This window comes from Streptomyces sp. NPDC051320, assembly GCF_040682175.1.
In the GTDB taxonomy this organism is placed as follows: domain Bacteria; phylum Actinomycetota; class Actinomycetes; order Streptomycetales; family Streptomycetaceae; genus Streptomyces.
Genome location: NZ_JBFBAL010000003.1, coordinates 252,665 through 276,069 on the forward strand (window position 1 = coordinate 252,665; position 23,405 = coordinate 276,069).

Here is a 23,405-nt window from a genome sequence, read left to right on the forward strand (position 1 = left end):
AGAGGAAGCAACGAACCGAAATTGATCACATTCAGTGACGGAGGATTGCAGATGCATGCAGACAAGGGCGACCGCCTGGTGACACACGGCAGGATCGTCGGTGACCACGACCGGGTGGTGGAGGTCGTGGAGGCGCTGGGGCAGGACGGCAACCCGCCCTTCCGGGTGCGCTCCGCGAACGGGCACGAAACGATCGTGACGCCGGGGCCCGACACCGAGGTGGAGCATCCTCGCGGCGGCGGCATCCGCTAGCCGGAACCTCAAATGAAGCTCTGAACGTCCGCCGCGGTGGGTTCGACGGCCCGGCCCCGGGTCATCACCCCTGCGCACGCCACAGCACCGACGACGCAGGGGGACGGGATGGAGCATCTGGGGATCGGAATCGGCTGGCGGCCGGAGATCGCCGCGGCAGTGGAGGAGCTGCCGGGTGTCGACTGGGTCGAGGTGGTCGCGGAGAACCTCTGCCCCGGGCACCTGCCCGAGTCGCTGCGGCGGCTGCGACGGCGGGGTGTCAGGGTGATACCGCACGGCGTCTCGCTGGGGATCGGTGGCGCCGAGCGACCGGACGCGGGCCGGCTGGCGGCACTGGCCGAGCGGGCGCTGCTCCTGGAGTCCCCGCTGGTCACGGAGCACATCGCGTTCGTCAGAGCCGGTGGACCGCTCACCGCGTCCCCGGCCCTGGAGGCGGGTCATCTGCTGCCGGTCCCGCGTACCTGGGACGCGCTTCGGGTGCTCTGCGAGAACGTCCGGGCCGCCCAGGATTCGCTGCCCGTTCCGTTGGCGCTGGAGAACATCGCGGCGCTGATTTCGTGGCCCGGTGAGGAGCTGACCGAAGGCCAGTTCCTCGCGGAGCTGGTGGAGCGCACCGGGGTGCGGCTGCTGATCGATGTGGCCAATCTGCACACCAATCACGTCAACCGGGGCGAGGACCCGGCGGCCGCCCTGGACGAGCTGCCGGTGGATGCCATCGCCTACGTCCATGTGGCCGGCGGGGTGGAGAAGGAGGGTGTCTGGCACGACACCCACGCGCATCCGGTGACCCGTCCGGTGCTGGATGTACTCGCCGCACTGCGCGCCCGGGTCGACCCGCCGGGGGTGCTGCTGGAACGGGACGACGCTTTCCCGCCGGCCGCCGAGCTCGCGGGTGAACTCACCGCGATACGGACGACCTTGTCGATCCGGCACCCGGTGCCCCGCTCGGGGTCGGCGCCGGTCGCCCGGGCGGCAGCCCCCGCGGCGGAGCCCGCCGTCGACCCGGCCCGGCAGCGGCTCGCCCTCGCCGAGACGACGCTGCTCTCGGCCCTGGTCGCGGGCACCCCCACACCCGAGGGCTTCGACCACAGGCGGCTGGGCGTGCAGAGCCGGTCGCTGGCCGCCAAACGTGCGGACGTGGTGGCCAGGGTCGCCCCGGAGCTCCCGGAGTTCCTCGGTGCCGAGTACCGGCGCGCGTTTCTCGCGTACGCCAGGTTTCGCCCGATGACCGGCGGCTACCGGCGGGACGCGCTGGACTTCGTGCGGCAGCTGTTGGACACCGGCCGTCCGGCCGACGCCGAGGTGCGACGCGCGCTGCGCCTCTGGTGGCAGGAGCGCGCGGCCCCGCATCCGCCGACCAGGACGGCCCGCTTGGCGCGAGCGGCCCGCAGGACGCTGCTCCGCGGCGCTCGGCGCGGTGTACGCACCGGCTGACGGCAGCACCTGACGGCTGCCTCTGACGGCGCCGGTGCGGCGCGCTGGGTGCGCGCCGCACCCGCTGCCGGACCCGGTGTCGCTGGACGAGCGGGCGCGACCGCGCTCCGCTCTCTGATCTTCCGGGTCATGGACGGCCGGTTCCGACCGGCCACGGGTGTAGGGCGGACCGGTCAGGCGAGCCCGGCCACCAGGTCACCCACCGACTTGCGCCGGCCGGTGTAGAAGGGGACCTCCTCGCGCACGTAGTTCCGCGTCTCCGAGCCGCGCAGGTGACGCATCAGGTCGACGATGCGGTGCAGCTCGTCGGCCTCGAAGGCGAGCACCCACTCGTAGTCGCCGAGCGCGAACGAAGCGACCGTGTTGGCCCGGACGTCCGGGTAGTCCCGGGCCATCTTGCCGTGCTCGGCGAGCAGCCTGCGCCGCTCCGCGTCGTCCAGCAGGTACCAGTCGTAGGAGCGCACGAAGGGGTACACCGCGATGTAGTCGCGCGGCGTCTCGTCGGCGAGGAACGCCGGGATGTGCGACTTGTTGAACTCGGCGGGGCGGTGCAGCGCCATGTTCGACCAGACCGGCTCCAGCGAGCGTCCCAGCCGGGTGCGGCGGAAGAGGTTGTACGCGGACTGCAGCTCGTCCGCGGTCTCCGCGTGCCACCAGATCATCAGGTCGGCGTCGGCCCGCAGACCGGAGACGTCGTAAGTGCCCCGCACGGTGATGTCCTTGGCCGCGAGCTGATCGAACAGCTCCTGGACCTCGTCGGCGAAGCCCGTCCGGTCCTCGGGCAGCGCGTCCCGCAGCTTGAAGACGGACCACAGGGTGTAACGGACGACCTCGTTGAGGTCCTTGGCCTTCTTGCCTGCGTGGGGCGCCTTGGGCGATGTCGCAGTCTCCGGAGCATCTGTCATGTGGCTATTGTCCCGCGTCACTGACGGTGCCCGACGCCAGGGTTGCTGTGATCTCGTTCGCAGCCCGCCGGGCACTGGCGATGCATGCCGGGATCCCCACTCCGTCGTAGGCCGCGCCGCAGACCCGCAGGCCGGGCAGGCCGGCGACGGCGCCGCGAAGCCGCGCGACGCGGGCCAGGTGCCCGACGGGGTATTGCGGCAGTCCGCCGATCCACCGGGTCACCTCGGAGGCCACCGGCTTCGCATGAACTCCGGTCGCCTCGGCCAGGTCGTGCAGGGCCGCCTCCACCAGATCGGCGTCCTCCCGGTGCAGGTGCTCCTCGTCGCCGTAGCGCCCGAGCGAGGTGCGCAGCACGGCCAGTTCGGGGTCGGCGTCGGACCAGGACCATTTCTGGCTGGAAAAGGTGGCGGCCTTGATGGTGTGCCCGTCCACCGGCGGCACCAGGAAGCCGGATCCGTCCGGGAGGTTCAGCTCGGAGCGACGGAAGGCCAGGGTGATCAGGCTCATCGACGCGTACTCGATGGCCGCCAGTTCGGCGGCCGCTGCCGGGGACACCTGCTCCAGCAGCGCCGATGCCGACCAGGCGGGCACGGCGAGGACCACGGCGTCGGCGTCGAAGGTCCGGTCATCGCTGCGGATCCACCAGCCGGTCCCGGTCCGCCGGAGCTCCAGCGCCGGCCGGTGCACCAGCACGTCGCCGCCGCCCGCACGGATCGCGTCGGCGACGGCGAGCGGCAGGGTGCCGATACCGCCGGCCAAGCCCATGAAGACCGGAGTCGGGGCGGGTGCGGCGGATTCCGCGGCTCGTTGCTGGATCGCCCGCACGGCTTCGCCCAGCGTCCGGTGGCCGCGGGCGGCCTCGTAGAGCGCGGGGACAGCGGCCCGCATCGATGTGCGGTAGACGTCCCCGGCGTACACCCCGCCGAGCAGCGGCTCGACGAGCCGGTCGACGACCTCCCGGCCCATCCGGGCGGCCACGAACCCGCCGAGCGCGATGTCCTCACCGATCTCGGTGGGCGGCAGTTCGCGGTCCTGGGCGATCCGGCGCAGACCGTCCGTGGACAGTACGCCGTCGAGCCCCGTCGCATCGGCGGGGACGCCCATCACGTGTCCCTTGGGCATCGGCGTCAGCGCGCCACGGTTCCAGAGGCGGGCGCTGCTGGTGGCGGGCGGCTGGAGCTCGGCGCCGAGCCCCACCGCACGGGCCAGAGCGACGGCTTCGGGGCGCCTGGCGAGCATCGACTCGGCGCCGAGGTCGACCGGTATGCCTTCGATCCGCCCGGCGTGCAGTTTGCCGCCGACCCGGCCGGAGCCTTCGAGGACGGTCACCCGGGCGCCGGTGCCGAGCAACTGATGGGCTGCCGCCAGACCGGCGATCCCGCCTCCGATGACGACGACGTGGCCGGCCGGCGCGGGCGAGTCGCTGTGCGCATTCATGTCCCCACTCTCTCAAACCCGTTCCGAGTCCCGACCGTGACCGCTTCGGGACCGGAATCGGGCAACCCGTTCCACCGTCCCGCGCGTCGAACCTGCAACATTGATCGTCATCTCCGGGGGGAGCCCCTATGCGCGCAGCCAGAATCCTTGCGGCGGTTCTGCTCACCGCGTCGGTCGCCGTCAGCGGGTGCGGTGCGGCCGGCGACAGTGGCGGAAGCCGCAGTGCCCACAAGGCGGCCGCCGACAGCGGGGGCGGTGCGGCGAGGCCGGCCGAGGGGAGCGCCGCCACCGGCTCGGGGTCGGGTCCCGGGTCCGATGCGAAACCGGGCGGCACGGCGCCGTCGCCGATCGCCAACAAGATCATCCGAACGGCCGAGCTCACCGTGCAGGTCAAGAACACCGAGAAGGCGCTCGACGATGCCCGCACGGCGGCCGGGGACGCCGGGGGTTTCGTCGGCAACGAGTCCACCGAACGCGACGGCAGCGGCCAGGTGCGCTCCACCGTCGTACTGCGCGTCCCGCAGGACAAGTACGACACGGTCCTCACCGAACTCCAGGGCTCCGGCACGTTGTTGGGCCGCAAGGCCGACGCCGAGGACGTCACGGACCAGGTCGTCGACGTCAAGAGCCGGATCGCCTCGCAACGGGCTAGCGTCGCCCGGGTCCGCAAGCTCATGGATCAGGCCCGACAGCTCAGCGATGTGGTGTCACTCGAGGGCGAACTGAGCAGCAGAGAAGCGGAGTTGGAGTCGCTGCTGGCCCAGCAGGCCTCGCTCAGGGACCGCACCGATCTCGCGACCATCACCCTCCACCTCTCCGAGCCCGCGAAGAATCAGCAGACGAAGGAGAAGAAGAAGGACCACGGTCCGGGCTTCCTGGACGCGCTCGGTGGCGGCTGGCACGCCTTTGTCGTGGTGCTCAAGTGGATCGTGATCGTGGTCGCCGCGGTGGCCCCGTTCGCCGCTTTGATCGCCGTCTGCTGGCTGCTCCGGCGGCTGTTCCGCGAGCGGCTGCCGCAGCTCCGGAAACCCCGGCCGGCCTCGCGGGGGAATGTTCCGCCGCCCGCGCACGTACCTTCTCAGGAAGAGACACGACAGCAGAGCTGACGGCCGGTCCGGTGCCCTCGGGTCCCGGCTGCCACGGAAGGACGCGCCATGGCGGCGGAACGACTGGTGGTCATCGGCGGGGACGCGGCGGGCATGTCCGCGGCGTCCCAGGCCCGTCGGCTCAAAGGCCCGGACGAGCTGGAGATCATCGCCTTCGAGCGCGGCCGGTTCACCTCCTTCTCGGCGTGCGGTATCCCGTACTGGGTGGGCGGCGAGGTCGAGAAGCGCGACGACCTGGTGGCGCGTACGCCCGAGGAACACCGCGCGCGGGCGATCGATCTGCGGATGCGGACCGAGGTCACCAAGATCGATGTCGCCGGGCAGCAGGTGCGGAGCCGGGATCTCGATTCGGGCGTCGGGTCCTGGACCGGGTACGACGAGTTGGTCATCGCGACCGGCGCCCGGCCGGTGCGCCCGGCGCTGCCCGGTATCGACACCCCGGGCGTGCACGGGGTGCAGACGCTCGACGACGGCCAGTCCCTGATCGACTCCCTGCGAGCGACAGGGGGCAGGCGTGCGGTCGTCGTCGGCGCCGGCTACATCGGCGTCGAGATGGCCCAGGCGCTGCTGCACCGCGGCTACGGAGTGACGGTGCTGACCCGGGACGCCCAGCCGATGTCCACCCTGGACCCCGACATGGGGCGGCTGGTGCGACAGGCGATGGACGGCATGGGCATCACCACCGTGTCGGGCGCCGAGGCCACCGCGATCCTCAACGACGACGCCGGGCGACTGCGGGCGGTGGCCACCGAGGACACCGAGTACCCGGCGGACATCGTGGTCCTGGGCATCGGTGTGACCCCGCAGACCACCGTGGCCCGTGCGGCGGAACTCCCGCTCGGCGACCACGGGGGCCTGCTGACCGACCTGTCGATGCGGGTGCGGGGCTACGAGAACATCTGGGCCGGCGGCGACTGCGTCGAGGTGCTCGACCTCGTCTCGGGGCGGATGCGGCACATCGCGCTCGGCACCCACGCGAACAAGCACGGCCAGATCATCGGCTCGAACATCGGCGGCGGGTACGGCACGTTTCCCGGCGTCGTCGGCACGGCCGTCAGCAAGGTCTGCGACCTGGAGATCGCCCGTACGGGCCTGCGCGAGAAGGACGCCCGTGCGGCGGGACGCCAGTTCGTCACGGCGACCATCGAATCGACCAACAGAGCCGGCTACTACCCCGACGCCACCCCGATGACGGTGAAAATGCTCGCCGAACGCCGCACCGGCAAGCTGCTGGGCGTGCAGATCGTCGGTCGCGAGGGATCAGCGAAACGGGTGGATGTCGCGGCGGTGGCGCTCACCGCCGGGATGACCGTGGAGCAGATGGTCTCCCTCGACCTGGGGTACGCGCCACCGTTCTCCCCGGTGTGGGACCCGGTCCTGGTCGCCGCGCGCAAGGCGGTGACGGCGGTCCGGGCCTCCGGCGGGTGAGGCCGCCTTCACGCCGTCCGGGTGTGGACGTAGTCCACCAGGCGGGTCAACGCGTCCGGGTCGGTCGTCGGCAGCACCCCGTGGCCCAGGTTGAAGACATGCCCCTCCAGGCCGGCGCCCGCGGCAAGCACCTCGTCCGTCTTGGCCCGCACCGCCTCCGGCGAGGCGAACAGCACGGCCGGGTCCAGGTTCCCCTGGAGCGCCTTGCCCGGCCCGACCCGGCGTACCGCCTCGTCCAGCGGCACCCGCCAGTCGACGCCCACCACATCCGCGCCCGCCTCGCCCATCAGCCCGAGCAGTTCGCCGGTACCGACGCCGAAGTGGATGCGCGGGACCCCGTACGGGGCCACCGCTTCGAAGACCTTCGCGGACGCGGGCAGCACCGAGCGCCGGTAGTCCGCGGGGGCCAGCGCGCCCACCCAGGAGTCGAAGAGCTGGACGGCGCTCGCGCCCGCCTCGATCTGGATCCGCAGGAAGGCGGCGGTGATCTCGGCCAGCCGGTCCAGCAGATCAGCCCACAGCTCCGGGTCCCCGTACATCAGGGCCTTGGTGTGCTCGTGGTTGCGGGACGGCCCGCCCTCGACCAGATAGCTCGCCAGCGTGAACGGCGCCCCGGCGAAACCGATCAGCGGGGTCGTGCCGAGCCGGTCCGTCAGCAGGCCCATCGCCTCCGTGACGTACCAGACGTCGGCCGGCTCCAGGTCGCGGAGCTGAGCGAGGTCGGCGCGGGAGCGGATCGGCTGCGCGACGACCGGGCCGACACCGGGCTTGATGTCGAGGTCGACGCCGATGGCCTTGAGCGGCACGACGATGTCGCTGAAGTAGATAGCGGCGTCGACCCGGTGGCGGCGGACCGGCTGCAGCGTGATCTCGGTGACCAGGTCGGGCCGCATGCACGATTCGAGCATCGCGGTGCCCTCGCGCACCTTCTTGTACTCGGGAAGCGAACGACCGGCCTGCCGCATGAACCAGACCGGCGTGTGCGGCACCGGCTCGCGCCTGCACGCCTTGAGGAAAGCGGAGTCATATGTCGGGTTCTGGGCGCCCATGGGGCGGTCGTTGGCACTCACACTCAGAAGTTTCGCACGCAGTGCACAAGCCGTTGCCCCGGGCCGGGTGTCTCTCCCCACGCCCGGGCCTCGTTCCGCCTAGTCTTCCCGGCATGGCTGCGGCTCAGGGACGATTTTCAGATGGCGCTGACGGTGTGAACACTGCGGAGACGGCCTCCGTCCCGTCGGCTTTCCGGCAGGCGGTCGATGCCTTGCAGTCGGCCCGGCTCAGGCCCGAGATGGAGATCGACCCGACCAAGCCCCCGAAGCGTCTGGCGCCGTACGCCTACGCGCTGGAGGCCGCGGTCGTCGAGGAAGATAACGATCTGGCCGACGGCAGACTGGTGCTGCTGCACGACCCGGCCGGGCAGGACGCCTGGCACGGGTCCTTCCGTCTGGTGACCCTGGTGAGGGCGGAACTGGAGCCGGAGATGGCCGTGGACCCGCTGCTGCCCGAGGTCTGCTGGTCGTGGCTGACCGGTGCCCTGCAGGGCCGGGGCCTGCCCTTCACCGACGCGAGTGGCACCGTCACGCGGGCGGGCTCCCACTACTTCGGCGGCCTGGCCGAGCGCAGGCCCGCCACCCAGATCGAGATCCGAGCCTCCTGGACACCGCGGGAGGGCACGAACGGCGTCCCGGACACCGCGGCCCATCTGGCCGCGTGGTGCGATCTGCTGTGCCAGATCGCCGGCCTGCCGCCGGCCGGCCCGGTGGACACCGGTGTGGTCTCGCTGCCGCAGCGGCGGGGACCGCAGGCGCCGTAGCCCCACGGAGGCGAGATCCCGCGTTCCTCCCCCCGACCGGGGCTTCTCTGCGGACGGATTCCGGCACGGGCATTCTTCGAAAGATCGATCGCGTGTCCGATTTGCCCGAATTATTACTCACCAAATCGTGATCATTCTCTAAAGCCGGGCGGCATTGCTGCCGAAGGAGTCTGTGACCCTTCAAGCACGGTTCCCCCCCGGCGCTCATCCCCCGCCGGCACCGTCCCGCACCTTCCCAGGAGGCCTGGTGTCCGTTCTCCTCGAGCAGCCCGCAAGCCTGGTCGCCTACCGCCCGAACAAACCGACGGCCATGGTCGTCGTGGCCGACCCCCGCGTCCGCTCCACCGTCACCCGCCATCTGTGGGCCCTCGGAGTACGTGACGTCATCGAGGCGTCGTCCATCGCGGAGGCCCGCCCCCGCGTCGGCAATCCGCGCGACATCTGCGTGGCCGACGTCCACCTGCCCGACGGTTCCGGGCTGACCCTGCTCTCCGAGACCCGGGCCGCAGGCTGGCCGAACGGCCTCGCACTCTCCGCCGCCGATGACATCGGCGCCGTCCGCAACGCCCTCGCGGGCGGTGTCAAGGGCTACGTCGTCACCGGCACCCGCTCGAACATCGGACACCCGACCCGGCCCGGCGCCGCACCCATCGGCGCCACCCGGATGCAGCGCCGCCCCCCGGGTGCCCCGAGCCACCCGGGCGGCTATCGCGAGCTCTCGGGCCGCGAGGTCGAGGTGCTGCGACTGGTGGCGGAAGGCCAGTCCAACAAGGCCATCGGTGTCTCCATGGGGTTGTCGGCCCTGACCGTGAAGAGCCACCTCGCCCGCATCGCCCGCAAGCTCGGCACGGGCGACCGGGCCGGCATGGTGGCGGTGGCCCTCCGCACCGGAATCATCCACTGACCCGAGACACCGCACAGGCGGCACTGACTCAATTGCACCCTCGGCACCCGTCGACGGAACGTTCCGTCGACGGGTGCCGTGCGTTCACAGATACTCTTGGCGCGTGACCGACGCTCAAGAGACCGCAGCAGAGACAGCACTGCGAACCACCGGGGGCGCTCCCCTGGTCGACGTCGAACAGGCGCCGATCCCCTTGTTGGAGCCCCGCGAGGGCATTCCGCCGGTGGTCGCCACCGATGAAGCACTGGCCCACGTGGTCGCGGCGTTCGCCGCGGGGACCGGGCCGGTCGCCGTCGACGCCGAGCGGGCGTCCGGCTACCGCTACGGACAGCGCGCCTACCTGGTCCAGCTGCGCCGTGCGGGCGCCGGCAGCGCACTGATCGATCCGGTCGGCTGTCCGGACCTCTCCGCCCTCGGCGCGGTCATCGCCGACGCCGAATGGGTGCTGCACGCAGCCACCCAGGATCTTCCGTGCCTGCGCGAAATAGGCATGATCCCCACGCGCATCTTCGACACCGAGCTGGCCGGCCGGCTCGCCGGGTTCCCCCGGGTGGGGCTCGGCGCGATGGTCGAGAACGTCCTGGGCTTCACCCTGGAGAAGGGCCACTCCGCCGTCGACTGGTCGACCCGTCCGCTGCCCGATCCCTGGCTGCGTTACGCCGCACTCGACGTAGAACTGCTGGTCGACCTGCGGGACGCGCTGGAGAAGGAGCTGGACCGGCAGGGAAAGCTGGGCTGGGCGATGGAGGAGTTCAACGCCATCGCGACGGCGGCCCCCGCACCACCGCGCAAGGACCCGTGGCGCCGTACGTCGGGCATGCACAAGGTGCGCAGGCGCCGTCAGCTCGCGGTCGTACGCGAACTGTGGAACGCCCGCGACGCAGCCGCGCAGCGGCGCGACATCTCGCCCGGAAAGGTGCTGGGTGACGGCGCGATCGTCGAGGCGGCGCTCGGTCTGCCGCTGAACGTCCAGCAACTCACCGCACTGCCCGGTTTCGGTCACCGGATGGGCAAGCGCCAGCTCGAACAGTGGCAGGCGGCGGTCGACCGCGCCAAGGCCCTCCCTGACAGTGAGCTTCCGCAGCCCGGCCAGCAGGTGGCAGGGCCGCCACCGCCGCGCGCCTGGGCCGACAAGGACCCCGCTGCCGCCGTCCGGCTCTCCGCAGCGCGTGCCGCCGTCTCGGAGCTCGCTGAACAGCTGAACATGCCGCAGGAGAATCTGATGACGCCGGACACCGTGCGGCGGGTGTGCTGGGAACCTCCGCGGGAGCGGAGCCTGGAGACGATCTCGGCCGTTCTCGCCGGGCTCGGGGCGCGCCGGTGGCAGATCGAGCAGGTCGCGCCGCTGCTGCTCACCGCGGTACGGGCGGCGGACGAGGCCTGACACCGTGGTCGCCGGGGTGTTCGCCCCCGGCGACCACGGTGTGACGTTCACCGCTCCCTCCCCCAATACTGTGCAGCATGGTTACTCGTGGGTAGCATGGCAGTGCGCAAGCGCGCCCCGGCGTGCCCGCAGCAGCAGTGCCATCCCGCACCCTGGAGGAGAGCCACCGTGCCTCGTACCATCCGGGACGTCGTCTTCGTCGACGGCGTCCGCACCCCGTTCGGCAAAGCGGGCCCGAAGGGCATCTACCACGAGACCCGCGCCGACGATCTTGTCGTGAAGGCGATCCGGGAGCTGCTGCGCCGCAACCCGGATCTGGACCCGGCGAAGATCGACGAGGTCGCCGTCGCGGCGACCACGCAGATCGGCGACCAGGGACTGACCCTCGGCCGCACCGCGGGCATCCTCGCCGGGCTGCCCCAGTCCGTACCCGGTTACTCCGTCGACCGCATGTGTGCCGGCGCGATGACCGCCGTGACCACCACGGCGGGCTCGATCGCCTTCGGCGCGTACGACATCGTCGTCGCGGCCGGCGTCGAGCACATGGGCCGGCACCCGATGGGTGAGGCGGTCGACCCGAACCCGCGCTTCGTGTCCGAGAAGCTCGTCGACGAGTCCGCCCTGTTCATGGGCATGACCGCCGAGAACCTGCACGACAGGTACCCGACGATCACCAAGCAGCGCGCCGACGAGTACGCAGTCCGTTCGCAGGAGAAGGCCGCCAAGGCGTACGCCAACGGCAAGATCCAGCAGGACCTGGTACCCGTCTCCGTACGCCGCACCAACGCGGAGGCCGGCGAGACCGGCTGGGGCCTGGCCACCGCCGACGAGCCGATGCGCCCCGGCACCACCCTGGAGTCGCTCGCGGGTCTCAAGACACCGTTCCGTGCGCACGGCCGGGTCACCGCCGGAAACGCCGCCGGTCTCAACGACGGTGCCACCGCTTCGCTGATCGCCTCCGAGGAGACCGCGCGCGAGCTGGGCCTGCCGGTCAAGATGCGCCTCGTCTCGTACGCCTACGCGGGCGTCGAGCCCGAGGTGATGGGTTACGGCCCGATCCCGTCGACCGAGAAGGCCCTCGCCAAGGCCGGGCTCTCCATCGACGACATCGGCCTGTTCGAGATCAATGAGGCCTTCGCCGTCCAGGTGCTCGCCTTCCTCGAGCACTACGGCATCGCGGACGACGACGCGCGGGTCAACCAGTACGGCGGCGCGATCGCCTTCGGTCACCCCCTCGCGTCCTCCGGTGTGCGTCTGATGACGCAGCTGGCGCGGCAGTTCGAGGAGCAGCCGCAGGTCCGGTACGGACTGACCACCATGTGCGTCGGCTTCGGCATGGGCGCATCGGTCATCTGGGAGAACCCGCACTTCGACGGAGGCACCAAGTGAGCACCACCACCTCTGAGCTTCTGAAGGGCGCGGCCGAGCTGTTCCCCGGCGAGGTCGTCACCGAGGCGCACGTACGCCACCTCGACCTGCCGGGCGGCGCGGGCCGGTTCGCGCTGATCACACTCGACAACGGCCTGGACCACACCAAGCCGACCACCTTCGGTCCGCAGTCGCTGGCCAATCTGGACGCCGCCATCGACCAGGTCGAGAAGGAGGCCGCCGACGGCACGATCGTCGGTGTCGGTATCACCGGCAAGCCGTTCATCTTCGCGGTCGGCGCCGACCTCAAGGGGGTCGAGCTGCTCAAGGACCACTCGGACGCGCTCGCCATCGGCAAGGGCGGCCACGACGTCTTCAAGCGGCTCTCCGCTCTCGCGGTGCCCACCTTCGCGTACTACAACGGCGCGGCCATGGGCGGCGGTGTCGAGGTCGGGTTGCACTGCGCGTACCGCACCGTGACCAAGGCGCTGCCCGCCTTCTCGCTCCCCGAGGTCTTCCTCGGCCTGGTGCCGGGCTGGGGCGGCTGCGCGCTGCTCCCGAACCTGATCGGCGCCGACCGCGCGGTCTCGGTGATCATCGAGAACTCGCTCAACCAGAACCGTCAGCTCAAGGGCAAGCAGGTGTACGAGCTCGGGATCGCCGACGCGATCTTCGAGGGCGCCGACTTCCTGGAGCAGTCGCTCATCTGGACCTCCGCCGTACTGCGCGGCGAGATCGAGGTCGTCCGCCCGGAGATCGACCGCGGCGAGGCCTGGGACCAGGCGGTGGCGCGCGGCAGGGCGATCGCCGACTCCAAGGTGCACGGCGCCGCCCCGGCCGCATACCGCGCGCTGGACATCATCGCCGCGGCGAAGAACGGCGACCTGCGCCAGGGCTTCGACGCCGAGGACCAGGCCCTCGCGGACCTGATCATGGGCGGCGAGCTGCGCAGCGGCATCTACGCGTTCAACCTGGTCCAGAAGCGCGCCAAGCGCCCGGCCGGCGCCCCGGACAAGAACCTGGCGCGCCCGGTCACCAAGGTCGGCGTGGTCGGCGCGGGCCTGATGGCCTCTCAGCTGGCGCTGCTCTTCCTGCGTCGCCTCGAGGTGCCGGTGGTGCTGACCGACATCGACCAGGAGCGGGTCGACAAGGGCGTGGGGTATGTCCACGCGGAGGTCGACAAGCTGCTCGGCAAGGGCCGCATCAACCAGGACAAGGCCAACCGCCTCAAGGCGCTGGTGACCGGCGTACTGGACAAGGCCGAGGGCTTCTCCGACGCCGACTTCATCATCGAGGCGGTCTTCGAGGAGATCGGCGTCAAGCAGCAGGTGTTCGCCGAGGTCGAGGCGGTCGCTCCGGCCCACGCGATCCTCGCCACCAACACCTCTTCGCTCTCGGTCTCCGAGATGGCGTCGAAGCTGGAGCACCCCGAGCGGGTCGTCGGCTTCCACTTCTTCAACCCGGTCGCGATCCTGCCGCTCCTGGAGATCGTCCGCGGTGAGCAGACCGACGACGCTTCGCTGGCCACCGCCTTCGGTGTCGCGCGCAAGCTCAAGAAGACCGCGGTCCTGGTGAAGGACGCCCCGGCGTTCGTCGTCAACCGCATCCTCACCCGCTTCATGGGCGAGATCCAGAACATCATCGACGAGGGCACCCCGGTCGTGGTCGCCGAGCGCGCCATCGAGCCGCTGGGTCTGCCGATGTCCCCGCTGGTGCTGCTGGAGCTGGTCGGCCCGGCGATCGGTCTGCACGTATCCGAGACCCTGCACCGCGCCTTCCCGGAGCGCTTCACCGTCTCGGAGAACCTCGCCGCCGTCGTCAAGGCGGGCAAGCGCGGCTTCTACGTCTACGACTCGGGCAAGCCCGAACTGGACCCCGAGGTCTCCGCCCTCCTCAAGCAGGGCTCCTCGGTCCTGACCGAGGAGCAGACCCGCGACCGGGTACTGGACGCCGTGGCCCAGGAGATCGGGCTGATGCTGGCCGAGGGTGTCGTGGCCGAGGCCCAGGACATCGACCTCTGCCTGATCACCGGCGCCGGCTGGCCCTTCCACCTGGGCGGCATCACGCCGTACCTGGACCGTGAGGGCGTCAGCGAGCGGGTGAACGGCAAGCCGTTCCTCGAGCGTGGCTTGGCGAGCGTTCCGGCGTAACCTGATCGACCGAACATGGGATGGGCCGTACGGATCGGTGATTCGTACGGCCCTTCCGCACAGGTCGGGGGCGTCACCACCTCTCCGCGCCGGGCCGCTACAGTGCGAAGTCAAGTTCCACAGTGGATCTTTGGGTAATGCTGGCAGGGGACTGTAGAACCGGATGGACAGACCACGCCGCAGTAAACGCGCCCTGCTCGTGACCGCCGTGGTGCTGGGCCTCACGATGCTGGTGTCCCTGCTGTACGCCGTACGCTCCGGCACCGACGCCGCCCGGGCCGGAGAGCGGAAGCTTTGGGTCACTACGTGGAACATGTGTGGCGTACGGCAGTGGGGATGCGAGAAAACCGGAAGTCGGCAGCGCAAACAGGAGCGGATCAGAGCGCTGACAGAGGCACCCGGGGCGCGCGTTCTCCTCCTCCAAGAGGTGTGCAGCGGCGATCTCTCCGCAGCTCGAAAGAGGCTGGGCGAGAGTTGGCACAGCACCTTTGAACCCTACGTGTCGGTCAGCGCCAACGGCAGTCGCAGCGAGGTTCGGTGTGCCGAATCAGAGCAGGGCACTGCGGGGTTCGCCATACTGTCGGCCTGGCCACTGACCAGCATCTCGCATGTCGTTTCCGCGCAACCGAGTGCCGGGCTCCGCCGGGGCATACTCTGCGCCACAGTTGCCGCTGAGAGGGTCCGGGTATGCAATGCGCACCTCAGTCCGCCGGGCAGCGACCGGGCCCACCCGACCTGGGAACTCAGGGACGACCAGTTGAAGGCATTGGTCCGCGCCGCATCGGGTCAACGAACTGTCTTCGGCGGAGATCTGAACACAGCCCCGCCGGGTGTGGCCGGCAACTCGGGCGCCTGGGTTTGGCCTTCCAGCCTGTACACCTCTTACCGGGAGTGCGACCAATCAGGGTCTTCCCGGGCCGGACGGTACACGCATCAGAGCGGATACAAGATCGACTACCTGTTCACAGCTCTACCGCGGTCAGGCTGCACTGTGCTCCCCTCCGGCGCTTCCGACCACTGGGCCCTCGCGATGCAGGTGGTGACAGGCCAGTCCCCCGTCAGTACCTCTGGCCGTAGTACGGGTCGGCCGGGGCGGTAACCATGTTCTGCGCAGTGAAGGACACCAAGGACGCCAAGGATTCGCTCCCACCTGCGTCGACTCCGAAGACCTCGACCACATGCTGTCCCGCGCTCCACGACCACCCCGACTCCCATGACCAGCTGCCGTCCGGGGCGACCGGTGCAACGCCCAGCGGGATTCCGTCCTCCCTGAAACCCACCTGTGTGGCGTCCCTCGCGGCCCCCGTGAAGCGAACCGCTGCACTCGCCACCTGTTGACGGTCGGTCGGCATCGAAACGAGCGGAGCCGGGAGCCGGTCCAAGATGGTGAAGGCCACCTCGGTCCGCTCGGAGTGAAAACCGCTCGGGTCCACCGAGAAAAGCCGAATCAAATGGTTCCCCTTGGTCCAGGGCCTCCCCAGCTCCCAGGACCATGTGCCGTCTGCCGCCACGGTCGGGGAACCCAGGAACTTGCCGTTCTCCCACAGGCTTACTCGTACGGCACCCGGGGCCAACCCGGCAAAGCGCACCACGTCTCCGCGCACCTGCTCATGGGGCACCGGGACCGCAACCGTCGGAGTAGCCACCAGTCCGCTCTGTACCACAGAAGTCGATTTCAGGTAGGCATCAATGGCCGATTTGTCGCGATCGGGCTCTTCGAAGCCATTTCGAACAAACCCAAGACGCGGCGGCATCCCATCGATAAGAAGATTCACCAGCCCCATGATGACAGGAACGTTCCGCCTGGTCACTTCGGTGTGATCGCCGATAAAGGGCGAATCACTGAAGATGAAATTGAAGTTGTCGTAACCGTTGAAAAATCCGAGGAATGGTTCTATTTGATCCTTGAACTGCTCGTCCTGCGCCGCGGAGAACATGTATATGTTGGCTCCGCGATTTCCCCCCTCTCGCACCAGATCAGGGATCAGGGAGTCAAGGAATCTTAGGTTTTCGTCCGGTACGCCCTCACCCATCATAAACTCGGCGACAGTTGGGACCGACTTTTTAACATAACTGCCGACCCTGAACTGCGGAACAATCGACACAATGCTGCCGAAGCCGTATTTCAAACCAAAATACAGTGCCGCACTTCCGCCCTTTGACCCTCCGAACATGGTGCAGTGGTCGGGCGTGATGGAGAGAGAGTTCATCACGTTCGATATGAGCGTGATGACAGATCGCTCCAGTGAGAAATCCATCCCCTTGCACATGTAGTAGCTATTTTTTCCGTCGAACAGGTCGCGAATCCACAGTATATTGGATCGAAGGTTGTCGAAGACGCCGTTCGACCATCCATACTCATCGGGGGCTGAGAAGTTTGCAAAAACAACGACCAAATGTCGATTTCCGTTCTTCGCATGAGAGAATCGGTATTCAACGGGGAAGGTCCCTGACGCTTCTATCCCCCTGATCACGGGACGTTCATTTGATCCTGATTTAGACATGTTCGATATCCAGTTCCATAAGAGACTTCGAAACCTTCATAAGATCCGGTCGGGCCGGCATCAATTTAGGCACCCAGCGTCGCCGACGCACTGACGTCCGCCCTCCGGCTCTGCGGCAGGACCGGCCGGTAGGGCTCGACCGAAACACTGTCTGCCAAGCGGCGCGGCTCTGGGCTCTGAGCACCACTTCCCAACGCCGCGAGTCGGCCGGGCCCTGACGGCGCCACCGCACCTACGGCGGGCGCCTGCGCCATAGCGGCGTCGAGATCGCCACCGGCTACAAGGATGCGGTCAGCCAGCCTCGCCGACGCGAATCCGTCATCCAAATCGCAGAACTCGCCCTGGAACCAGCGGTAGCGCTCCGCATAAGCCGCTTGTATGCGGTCGACATTCCTTATAGCAGAGATCAGTTCTGCCGACTCGAAGACCAACGGACCCGGAGCACTGTGCTCGAAATCGAAATAGAAGCCGCGCAGAGTGTCACGGTAATGATCCAGGTCGTAGGTGTAGAAGAGTATCGGGCGTCCCGTGTTGACGAAGTCGAACATCAGGGACGAGTAATCCGTGATCATCACGTCAGCGATGAGCGACAGATCCGCCATATCTGGGTAATCGGATACGTCGAAAACAAAGCCATCCCCGGCTCCCGGGACCGGGTCCACCACGTTCGGGTGCCGACGTACCATCAGCACATGGTCGGCGCCGAGCCGGGTACGGGCGTCATCGAGGTCGATGCGGAAGTCGAACTTGTACTTCCCGGGAGCGTAATACTGGTCATCACGCCAAGTGGGTGCGTACATGACGACACGCTTTCCCGGCGGCAGTCCGATCTTTCTTCGAATCTCCATCTGTCTTCGCCCCATTCCAGGACGGCGCAGAATGTCGTTCCGAGGGTACCCGCATTCGACCATCTCGCCCGGAAAGCGGAACGCGCGTTTAAGAATCGGCGTGGAGAAGCTATTGGGAGAAACCAGCATGTCCCAGTTCTGCACCTCCTTCTCGACTCGCTCCAGATACCGACGGTCCGCGAAGTGGACCGATTCGATGTCATGGCCGATGCGCTTGAGCGGCGTGCCGTGCCACGTCTGCACCACTACCTGATCCTCACGCTTCTCGAACCAGTCGGGAAGGTGGTTGTTGGCAACGATGTACTTCGCGGTGCCGAGCGCTTCGTACCACTCCGGCGACCACATACGCACTGGCATGGCTGTCGGGGGCACCTCTACCTGGTCGTCACGGACTACCCAAAGGTGATTCAGCGCCACCCCCCGCTGAACCATCTCTTCATGGACGGCTCGGGGACTGTCTGAGTACTGGGTTCCCTTGAAGGCATCGAAGAGCACGGTTTGCTGGATCTTCTTGCGCCGGGCATGCGGGTATGTCTTGGTCCGCAACAGCTTCTGCCGGTACGGACCTCGGGCGCTCTCCGGCATGGCGGATTGTACAAGCATCGAAAGCCGGTCGTATGCCTCTGCCTGGAGCGCGTACGAACGGTCATCCCGCTCCATCTCTTGAGGCATGGATTCGATGAGAGTCTGCTGGACCTTGAGCATGAGGTCAGGTGAGCGCTCCTCCGGCGCAACGGCAGAAGGATCCTGGCGGCGCAGGAAGAAGTCCCAGCGACCCGCGGCGAGCGGTATGGCACCGGCCAACGTCTGCATCGCGGCAGGGCTGACCAAGCAACGGAATTGGTAGCCGGCCCACGCGATCGGCACCGCCCGCTCAGCACCGTGCGCACGTGACCTGACCACCACGTGCGCGGCAGCCCTCTCCGTGGGGGGGAGTAGATCTGCACAGGAGTACTCACCGATAAGCTCCAGCGACCCGTCCTCCCCCCAACATCCATCAACCAGCATGGGCAGGGCCGCACGTTCGAAGAGCACGACGTAGCCTGAGCCGTTCCGGTGGACGACGATTTCCCGGTCTCCGTCCGGGGTCTGGAGCGATTGAGGCATGCGGTAGTGGCCGTCGACAGCCTCTTCGGCCATCACCGGATACATAGGTGCCTTCCGGCCCTCAACGTGGACGGTCGTCTTCCAGCCATTGCTGCCCATGGTCCACGCCTGCGGTACGGCACCGTCACCGGAACTGCGGAAGCCGGGCACCACGCTGCGGAGCGGCACACGCGTGACGAAGGTGCACCATCCTTCGCCCCCCGGCTGGAATTTCATCCACGCGTCGTGCCGACCCGCGCCGCTCATGCTGGTCACACGGAACTTGCCCCACTCCGGCACCTTCGGGCCAAGGTAGACGCCGCCGAGTTCGAGCTGGTCCCCGACAATTCGGTGCCTCGTGATACGGCACCGCACAATCTCCACGCGGAGCTTCAGGCTTCCCTGTATGAAGAGGGGGACGATCCGCGTGTTTTTGTCGACGTATCGATACGGCGGATTCGCCGCGCTGCCGGCGCCACCCCGGCCAATGCTCTTGTAACGGAACAGCCCGCGACTGAACACCCCGGCGGCTACATCCCACGTACCCTCGACCCACTCGCCCTTCTTCTTCAGTCGAGTGGTGTCGAACCGGGTCTCGAAGCCTGCCCAGTCGTAGCAGTAGCGGTTTTGATTGGAGTGCTCGGTTGCCTGCGGGTAGTAGGTCGTCTTCGCCATGTTGATGACCGTGCTGCCGGCCTTCTTGTTGCGCAGTGCCAGCATTTTGGTCGACATATGCCGCTTGTGCACATTTATGTAGCGGACATACGCGGAGCCCGTCAGAGTGAGCCACTCGCTGTTCCAGTGCGCCCCTACGAGGGAACTGTACGGGGACAGCTCCTTGTCGAGGCGGTAGTCGCTCTTCTCCAGCCCCGTGTCCCTGTTTCCGAGGTGAGGGTAATTCAGGTACCGGTGCAGGCGTCGACGGACCGGAAGTGGACCGCCCTTGCGTTCGAACTCGATGACGTCCAGCAGGGCATCGAGCTTTCCTTCCTGGACGAGCAGCCACTTCACCCTGACGTCGGCAGGAAGCTCGTCGATGATGCCTTCGTCGGCCTCGTCAAGGAACTCCCCGGCCCAGAACATGAAAGCTTCGCGGTACTCCTCGTCAGCATCGGGAAGCACCTTCAGGTGGAGCAGGAGGTCTGACTTGAGACAAGCAAGGTCGTACTTTCGCTTGTGCTCGGCGAACGCGCGCGAACGGTGCTGCGCGAGGAATCGGCTCACGGACTGCACTGCCGCGACCCGGTCGCGCAGATTGCTGAGTTCAGTGTGCCGCTGCGTAATGGAGGGTGCGGCGCCGCCGTCACGCCGGCGCCAGAAGTAGACGATGTCAGAGATGACATCTACCTTCTTGGCACGGAAATGGGCGAACATGTTGACCCAGGAGTCCTCATAGAGAACACCTTCGGGGAACTGAATGAAGTGGTGATCCCAGAAGCTGCGGCGAAACACCTTGTTCCAGACCGTACGGTCGTAGATCAATGCGTCGAAGCGAGTGATATGGGTGCCCTTACGATCCTTCTGCATAGGGCCCTTGTGAAGTGGAGACTGCCACTTCTTTGTCGAGTTCATCATCTGGACATTGCCGGAAACGAAATCCGAGCCTGATTCCGAGAGGGTACGTATGAGCAACTCATAGGCGTACTCCGGAATAACGTCGTCACCATCCGCGAACACCAGGAACTCACCGTCAGGGTGCATGGACCGGAGTCCAGTGTTCCGCGCGTGCCCGGGACCATGGGAATCTTGGCGAACCAGCTTGAAACGCGCGTCCTTGGCGCAGAACTGTTCGGCCATCGCTGTGGATTGATCTGTCGACCCGTCATCGACCATGATCACTTCGAAGTCACGGAAGGTCTGCCGGGCTATGGATTCCAGGCACTCTGCGAGGTACGTCTCAACGTCCTGAAAAGGGACGACGACACTCAGACGTGGCCCACCGGCCATGCTTCACACTCCACTTCAAAGCAGCAGCGAGCACCTGCGCCACCGCTCAAGATCCCAACCCCCCGTGCGCTGCCTCCGTCGAGCCACACCGCCCGCAGCCAGCCCCGGCTGAACGCCTCTCGCTCAACTTCCAAACTTTTGAGCCAAGGGTGAATCTTAAGTGAACATTAATGGATGTCAATACGTCCGTTCCTGGACGATGTGTGACAAACGCGGCTCACTGGTACCTGTGATTGACCTCATGCTGCTCGCCGCACAACCCTCGGATGCCGTGAGAGATCCAAGTCAGAACAGCCTCTCGCGCCGGGGCAGGGAGGCGTACCCCGCGCTCGGCCGCGTTCAGAGCTCCTGCCACTGAGCGAATGTCAACCCCGGCTCGTCCGTCTGGCGGGCGACCCGTGGAGCCCCGTTCTCGTCCACAACTGCCAATACCATCCGGCCGAGTGCGTCCTGGGCCAGCGCCGGAGTTCCGTAACACGGCACCCCGGTGTCCGACCACCACATGCCATTGGCCTCGTTCTCGGTGACGCCCACGCCGATCGCGGCTGTGCCGTTCGCTCCCCGATGCGCCAGCACAGTGCAGTCGTAGCCGTCCAGGAATGCGCGGGCCGCGGCGTGCGCCCCGTCCCCGGGTGCACCCCCAAGAGCCATCGGCCAGCCACCCGGACGGTAGGCCACGACGCCATAGCCGGCAGGGTCGGTCCAGTAGTAAGTCGCCCGGTCGGAAGCCGTTTCAAGAGCGGTCAGACTCCGGGGAGCCACCGCGAACCGCGAGGCCTGGCCCTCACCCCAAGCACCGCCGGGTTCCCGCTGTCGCCAGTGCAACGTTCCGCCTCCGGTTGCGGCGAACACCTCGACGCATCCCGACGTGAGAGCGATCATCACCGGAACGTCCTCAAGGTCCGGCCCCCGCAAGCCTTCCCACCCTCGCCAGGCCCCATCGGCTCGCTCGCGGCGCAACGAGAGACCTCCCCCTCCGCTTCGGGCGGAGATGTGCACGCTACCCGAATTGTCCACTACGCCGACGGGGATACCGAACCTGCGGGCCTCTTCGGGGTCCTTGCTGGGATTGCCCAGCGAGCGCCACGCTGAAAGCGGACGCCCCGTTTGGTACTGGATCGCATACGCGAGATCGACAACGGGCCGCCCTCCGTCACCCCCTCGCTCGCGCCGACCGATGAAATGGACGTAGGCTTTGCTGTCCTGGGCAATGGACAGGTGGGTCAGGTGCGGCACCGAGACCAACTGGGAGCTGCCCCACTCCGCTCCTCCCGGGCGAGTCTCCGTCCAGCGCAGGAAACCCCCATCGACGGAAACGTACGCGGTGAGCCGGTCATCCTTGCCTCGGGCCAGCCAGATCCCCCGTTGCGGCTTGACTGCCGGGGTAACCCCTGAGGTGGCGCGGGCTTCCTGTCCGAGCATGGATCTGCCGTCACCTTTCCAGAACCTACATCCGAAGACTCGCGCAGCTTTTCGAATCTGCCACATCCTAAGCCCAGGCAACCAGGTGTGTTCCAGAGTTCGAATCGTGGCGGCCCGAGGCCGATCGGAGTCTCGGAAGCGCCACCGGGGGCCGCACAAAGTGCCATGGCCCTCGTACGTACGCCCGATTGACTGTCTATAGTGCTCAATTACCAGGCAACCGCGGACCGGCTCTCCTCCCCCCACCCGAGTCCCACCCCCATCACATGAGCCCTGCCCGGGCTACGAGTTGTGAGGACTCACACAGGATGAGCCAAGACGTAATGCCGCCCGGCCACCGAAGTTCCCGGGAAAGCTCCCGCCGCAGTCGCAAGCGTGCACGGACCCGTGGTCAGCGCATACGGCGTGGACTTCTCGTGACCCTGCTCGTGCTCGTACTGGCAGGCGGCAGCGCCGCTTGGTGGATGTACAGCAATCTCGACGGCAACATCAAGGGCGTCGACATCAATCAGGCGCTCGGCAAGGACCGTCCCGAGAAGCTCCCGACTGCCGGGCAGAACCTGCTGGTTCTGGGCTCCGACTCAAGGGCCGGGGACAACGGGAAGATAGCCGGAGGCAATGTCAGCGGCGCCCGTTCGGACACCGCGCTGGTGATCCACATACCGCAGGGCCGGACCCGGGCCACCGCGGTGAGCATCCCGCGCGACACCCTGGTGACCCGGCCCGAATGCACCAAGAAGGACGGCTCCACGATGCCGTCCGCGAAGCGTGTGATGTTCAACTCGGTCTACTCGCTGGTCGGTCCGGCGTGTGTGGTGAAGACCGTGGAGAAGATGTCCGATGTGCGGATCGATCACTACATGGAGATCGACTTCGCCGGGTTCAAGGGCCTGGTCGACGCGATCGGCGGCGTCACCGTCGACGTCCCACAGGACATCCACGACGGAGCGAGCGGTCTCAACCTCAAGAAGGGCTCGCAGAAGCTGAACGGCACCCAGTCGCTGGAGTTCGTGAGGACCCGGCACGGCATAGGGGACGGCAGCGACCTCGGCAGGATCGGGCTCCAGCAGCAGTTCATGCTCGATCTGCTCGGCGAGGTGCAGCGGCAGGACCTGCTGAGCAGCCCGACCAAGTCGTACAAGATCGCGAACTCGGCGACCAAGTCGCTGACCACCGATTCCGATCTGGCCTCACTCACCTCGCTCGCCAAGTTCGCCCGCAGCATGAAGGGCGTCAACCCCGACACGATGGAAACCATCATGCTTCCGGTGGCGTACGACAAAGTCGACCCCAACCGGGTGGTCGCGGCCGAGCCACAGGCCACCGAGTTGTGGAAGGCCATCCGCACCGACACCGAGGTGCCGGCGTCGGCGAAGAAGTCGCCCGCCCACGGCGGCTGAGCCCGGGCGGGTCCGG

The 23,405-nt window shown here is 67.6% G+C and carries 17 protein-coding genes; 11 read left to right on the forward strand and 6 right to left on the reverse strand.

Going from position 1 to position 23,405, the window contains the following annotated elements; all coding sequences use genetic code 11:
- The first annotated feature begins 51 nt into the window (after positions 1-51).
- Together AB0M87_RS08870 and AB0M87_RS08875 are read left to right on the forward strand one after the other, a co-directional pair.
- Positions 52-252: a DUF1918 domain-containing protein gene (locus AB0M87_RS08870; RefSeq protein WP_365851209.1), complete on the forward strand. Its 201-nt coding sequence runs from the start codon at positions 52-54 to the stop codon at positions 250-252.
- A gap of 108 nt (positions 253-360) precedes the next feature.
- Positions 361-1,686: a DUF692 domain-containing protein gene (locus AB0M87_RS08875; RefSeq protein ID WP_365851210.1), complete on the forward strand. Its 1,326-nt coding sequence runs from the start codon at positions 361-363 to the stop codon at positions 1,684-1,686.
- 173 nt (positions 1,687-1,859) lie between these two features.
- Here the strand turns inward: AB0M87_RS08875 and hemQ are convergent, their stop codons facing one another.
- Both hemQ and hemG read right to left on the reverse strand, forming a co-directional pair.
- Complete coding sequence (gene hemQ / locus AB0M87_RS08880) at positions 1,860-2,591, reverse strand: hydrogen peroxide-dependent heme synthase (protein ID WP_365851211.1); 732 nt, start codon at positions 2,589-2,591, stop codon at positions 1,860-1,862.
- 4 nt (positions 2,592-2,595) lie between these two features.
- A complete protein-coding gene (gene hemG / locus AB0M87_RS08885) occupies positions 2,596-4,029 on the reverse strand; it encodes a protoporphyrinogen oxidase (RefSeq protein WP_365851212.1) in 1,434 nt (477 codons plus the stop codon).
- A 128-nt stretch (positions 4,030-4,157) separates the two neighbouring features.
- Between hemG and AB0M87_RS08890 the strand changes: the two genes are divergently transcribed.
- Both AB0M87_RS08890 and AB0M87_RS08895 read left to right on the forward strand, forming a co-directional pair.
- Complete coding sequence (locus tag AB0M87_RS08890) at positions 4,158-5,135, forward strand: DUF4349 domain-containing protein (protein WP_365851213.1); 978 nt, start codon at positions 4,158-4,160, stop codon at positions 5,133-5,135.
- Between the two features lie 48 nt (positions 5,136-5,183).
- On the forward strand, positions 5,184-6,563 hold the full coding sequence (locus tag AB0M87_RS08895; protein WP_365851214.1) for an FAD-dependent oxidoreductase: 1,380 nt from the start codon (positions 5,184-5,186) through the stop codon (positions 6,561-6,563).
- Positions 6,564-6,571: 8 nt separating this feature from the next.
- On the opposite strand, the gene hemE is transcribed toward AB0M87_RS08895, so the two are convergent.
- Positions 6,572-7,633, reverse strand: coding sequence for a uroporphyrinogen decarboxylase (gene hemE, locus AB0M87_RS08900; protein WP_365851215.1), 1,062 nt, complete (start codon positions 7,631-7,633; stop codon positions 6,572-6,574).
- A 92-nt stretch (positions 7,634-7,725) separates the two neighbouring features.
- Between hemE and AB0M87_RS08905 the strand changes: the two genes are divergently transcribed.
- The 6 genes from AB0M87_RS08905 (at position 7,726) to AB0M87_RS08930 (ending at position 15,281) form a co-directional block, all read left to right on the forward strand.
- Positions 7,726-8,376: a DUF3000 domain-containing protein gene (locus AB0M87_RS08905; protein WP_365851216.1), complete on the forward strand. Its 651-nt coding sequence runs from the start codon at positions 7,726-7,728 to the stop codon at positions 8,374-8,376.
- A gap of 247 nt (positions 8,377-8,623) precedes the next feature.
- Entirely contained in the window at positions 8,624-9,280 is a 657-nt protein-coding gene (locus AB0M87_RS08910; RefSeq protein ID WP_365851217.1) for a response regulator transcription factor, read from the forward strand.
- A gap of 103 nt (positions 9,281-9,383) precedes the next feature.
- The gene (locus AB0M87_RS08915) at positions 9,384-10,664 is read left to right on the forward strand and encodes a ribonuclease D (RefSeq protein WP_365851218.1); all 1,281 of its coding nucleotides are present in this window, start codon (positions 9,384-9,386) and stop codon (positions 10,662-10,664) included.
- A gap of 168 nt (positions 10,665-10,832) precedes the next feature.
- Positions 10,833-12,053, forward strand: a complete 1,221-nt coding sequence (locus AB0M87_RS08920) for an acetyl-CoA C-acyltransferase (RefSeq protein ID WP_365851219.1) — start codon at positions 10,833-10,835, stop codon at positions 12,051-12,053.
- Positions 12,050-14,182 (forward strand): 3-hydroxyacyl-CoA dehydrogenase NAD-binding domain-containing protein, encoded by a 2,133-nt coding sequence (locus tag AB0M87_RS08925; RefSeq protein WP_365851220.1) that lies wholly within the window; start codon positions 12,050-12,052, stop codon positions 14,180-14,182. Before AB0M87_RS08920 ends, AB0M87_RS08925 begins: the two co-directional genes overlap by 4 nt.
- 313 nt (positions 14,183-14,495) lie before the next feature.
- Positions 14,496-15,281, forward strand: coding sequence for an endonuclease/exonuclease/phosphatase family protein (locus AB0M87_RS08930; protein WP_365851474.1), 786 nt, complete (start codon positions 14,496-14,498; stop codon positions 15,279-15,281).
- Here AB0M87_RS08930 and AB0M87_RS08935 read toward each other — a convergent pair.
- The 3 genes from AB0M87_RS08935 to AB0M87_RS08945 all read right to left on the reverse strand — a co-directional run bounded on the left by AB0M87_RS08935 (position 15,241) and on the right by AB0M87_RS08945 (position 21,449).
- The gene (locus AB0M87_RS08935; protein ID WP_365851221.1) at positions 15,241-16,686 is read right to left on the reverse strand and encodes a hypothetical protein; all 1,446 of its coding nucleotides are present in this window, start codon (positions 16,684-16,686) and stop codon (positions 15,241-15,243) included. The two genes, AB0M87_RS08930 and AB0M87_RS08935, sit on opposite strands and share 41 nt — an antisense overlap.
- Before the next feature lie 65 nt (positions 16,687-16,751).
- Entirely contained in the window at positions 16,752-20,567 is a 3,816-nt protein-coding gene (locus tag AB0M87_RS08940) for a bifunctional glycosyltransferase family 2 protein/CDP-glycerol:glycerophosphate glycerophosphotransferase (RefSeq protein WP_365851222.1), read from the reverse strand.
- Positions 20,568-20,906: 339 nt separating this feature from the next.
- Positions 20,907-21,449 (reverse strand): hypothetical protein, encoded by a 543-nt coding sequence (locus AB0M87_RS08945; protein WP_365851223.1) that lies wholly within the window; start codon positions 21,447-21,449, stop codon positions 20,907-20,909.
- 848 nt (positions 21,450-22,297) lie between these two features.
- Between AB0M87_RS08945 and AB0M87_RS08950 the strand changes: the two genes are divergently transcribed.
- On the forward strand, positions 22,298-23,389 hold the full coding sequence (locus tag AB0M87_RS08950; protein ID WP_365851224.1) for an LCP family protein: 1,092 nt from the start codon (positions 22,298-22,300) through the stop codon (positions 23,387-23,389).
- Positions 23,390-23,405: the final 16 nt, after the last annotated feature.